Genomic DNA, 2,666 nt, shown 5'->3' on the forward strand with positions numbered 1-2,666 from the left:
AAGACCGAGGCCGGCGCGGTCGCGCTGAAGCTCGCGTCGCCCGAAGCCGTCGCCGCCGCGGTCGAGCGGATGACCGAACAGGTCGCGCACTACGCGCCGGACGTGCCCGTCGAGCGCATCCTCGTCGAGAAGATGGCCGACGCGCCGCTGCTCGAACTGATCGTCGGCGTGAAGCGCGAGCCGAATTTCGGCCTCGCGCTCGTGCTCGGCACCGGCGGCGTGCTGGTCGAGCTGATCCGCGACACCGCGACGCTGCTGTTGCCGGTGCGCGAAAGCGACGTGCGCGACGCCCTGCTCGGGCTGAAGCTCGGCCCGCTGCTGACCGGCTATCGCGGACGGCCGAAGGCCGATCTCGATGCGGTGGTGGCAAACGTGATGGCGATCGCACGCTTCGCACAGGCGCATGCCGACACGCTGGTCGAGCTCGACGTCAATCCGTTGCTGGTGATGGAACGCGGTGCGGTGGCCGTCGATGCGCTGGTGAGGCTCGACACCTGACACCCGCCGGCCCGCTCATGCATCGCCCGAGCGGACCGGCGGCAACCGTGCGCGGCCGTGTGCGAGGTGCCGCGCCGCGATTCGTTCAATGACGCTCGCCCGATCGCGCCGACTGTGCTCACGCAATCGTCGCCGGGCGCCTCGCGCAGCGCGGCGACGACGTCACCGTTCGACGCAGGCCCGGGCCGGGTCGACGGGGCCGGCCCTGCCCGGCCCATACAGGAGAAACGATCAGAAGTTGTGCCGCATGCCGATACGCGCGGCGGCCTGCGTGCGGCTCGTCGACGGCGTGAAACTGTAGCCGATCACCGCATCGACGCCGTTCGACGCGCGCATCCAGTCGACGGCCGCATACACGTCGGTGCGCTTGGACAGCGCGTAATGCGTACCGAGCGCGACTTCGTGCCAGTGATGGCCTTCGAACGTCGTGTACTGGTAGCCCGCGACGAGCGACAGCGGCGCGGTGGCCTGGTACACGCCACCCGCCTCGTACACGCGCATCGTCGACGATTGCCCGTAGCCCTTGAACGTCGTGTTGCTGAAATCCGCGTTGAGCGTCAGCTTGCCGAGCGTGTACGACGCGCCGATCCCGAAGATCGACTGCGAGTCGATCGAGAACGGCGTCGAGTCGTGCAGGTCGGTGACGGCGCCCGTCGCCGGATCGACGGTCGCGACCGTCTGTCCGAGCATCGTCCTCACACCCATCTGCGCATACGGATCGAGCGCCGCGAGCCGGCGCGGCGCGTTGAGCCGCGTGTAGTTGCCGCCTGCCGAGAAATCGCCGTGCGTGTAGCTCGCGCCCAGGCTCCACGCACTGCCGTCGTGGAAGCTGCCCGCATCGTTGCTGAACGAATACATGCCGCCGACCACGAGCCCGTGAAAGGCGTTGCTGACGAACTTCACCGCGTTCTGCAGCCGGTCGCCGCTCTGGCGGTCGAAATCGCCGAGGTGCACGCCGTAGCCGCTGCCGAACGCGCTGACGTTGTAGTTCGCGGTGAAATCGAATGCGAAGTCGTACTGGTTGCCGAACGTCAGCGTGCCCCAGTCGTTGCCGAGCCCCACGTACGCCTGCCGCCCGAACATCGCGCCGCCCTGGTTCAGCTTGCCGGTGCCGAGCCGGAAACCGTTCTCGAGCTTGAATACGGCCTTGTTGCCGCCGCCGAGATCCTCGGTGCCCATCAGGCCGACGCGGTTACCGTACGACACGCCGTCGTCGAACAGGTACGCATGCCCGCCGCCCGTATTGTTCACGTAGGTGATGCCGCCGTCGATGATCCCGTACAGCGATACGCTGCTCTGGGCGTGTGCATAGCCGTGGACCATCACCGACATCATGCCGGCCAGCAGGAAGCGCTTCTTCATTTTCGGTGTCTCCGGTTTCCGCGCGAGGCGGATCGATTTTTCGTTGTGCGTATCGTGCAGATGCGCCGCCCGCCCTGCTTCGCTTCGGCATCGCGGCGCTGGCGAGTATAGGTTTCGTTGAATGAATGTTCAATCGATTGCGAGACGAATCGGCACCGGTGTTTACACGCATCGGCGATATCTTTATTGAAAAAACGTTCAACCCGTCATAACATCGACCGGCAGCCCCCGCGGACGACGTGCGGGCCCGTTCCGAACCTCGGAGTGCACTGGATGACGACCACCCTCAGCCCCGCCGCCGAGCCGCGCCTGCGCTCGGCCTACGAAGGACAGAAGTCGCGCCCGTACGACCCGGCCGCGCCGATCGCGACGCCGCTCGAACTGCATCGCTGCACCGTGCAGCCCGAGTGGGTCGACTACAACGGCCACATGAGCGAATCGTGCTATCTGCTCGTGTTCGGCGACAGCAGCGATGCGTTCTTCCGCTACTTCGGCATCGACGACGACTATCGCGAGGCCGGCTGCTCGATCTACTCGGCGGAAACGCACATCCGCCACCTGCGCGAAGCGATGCTCGGCGAACCGCTCAGGCTCACGGTGCGGCTGCTCGACCTGGACGACCGGCGGCTGCACGTGTTCCATTCGATGCATCACGCGACGACGGGCGCGCAGCTCGCGACCGGCGAGCAACTGCTGACCCACGTCGACATGCGCGCGAAGCGCTCAGCGCCATTCCCTGCCGCGATGCGCCGGCATCTCGACGCGATTCACGCCGAACATGCGCGCGCGCCGCACGAGCCGCATGC

The 2,666-nt window shown here is 66.8% G+C and carries 3 protein-coding genes; 2 read left to right on the forward strand and 1 reads right to left on the reverse strand.

Features of this window, described 5'->3' with window-relative positions; all coding sequences use genetic code 11:
* Positions 1-498 (forward strand): acetate--CoA ligase family protein (locus JYJ84_RS33625; protein WP_205190054.1); only part of this gene is annotated, 498 nt, incomplete at its 5' end.
* A 231-nt stretch (positions 499-729) separates the two neighbouring features.
* On the opposite strand, the gene JYJ84_RS33630 is transcribed toward JYJ84_RS33625, so the two are convergent.
* Positions 730-1,860 carry a porin gene (locus JYJ84_RS33630; RefSeq protein WP_122949356.1) on the reverse strand — a complete coding sequence of 377 codons (1,131 nt, stop codon included), beginning with the start codon at positions 1,858-1,860 and terminating at the stop codon, positions 730-732.
* 273 nt (positions 1,861-2,133) lie between these two features.
* Here JYJ84_RS33630 and JYJ84_RS33635 point away from each other — a divergent pair.
* The coding region (locus tag JYJ84_RS33635) for a thioesterase family protein (RefSeq protein ID WP_205190055.1) at positions 2,134-2,666 on the forward strand (533 nt) is incomplete at its 3' end.

It is taken from the genome of Burkholderia sp. LMG 13014 (assembly GCF_905232215.1).
Lineage (GTDB): Bacteria > Pseudomonadota > Gammaproteobacteria > Burkholderiales > Burkholderiaceae > Burkholderia.

Excerpts from the sequence above, each read along its gene's own strand:
- JYJ84_RS33630 (WP_122949356.1), bottom strand. The coding sequence starts at position 1,860 with ATGAAGAAGCGCTTCCTGCTGGCCGGCATGATGTCGGTGATGGTCCAC.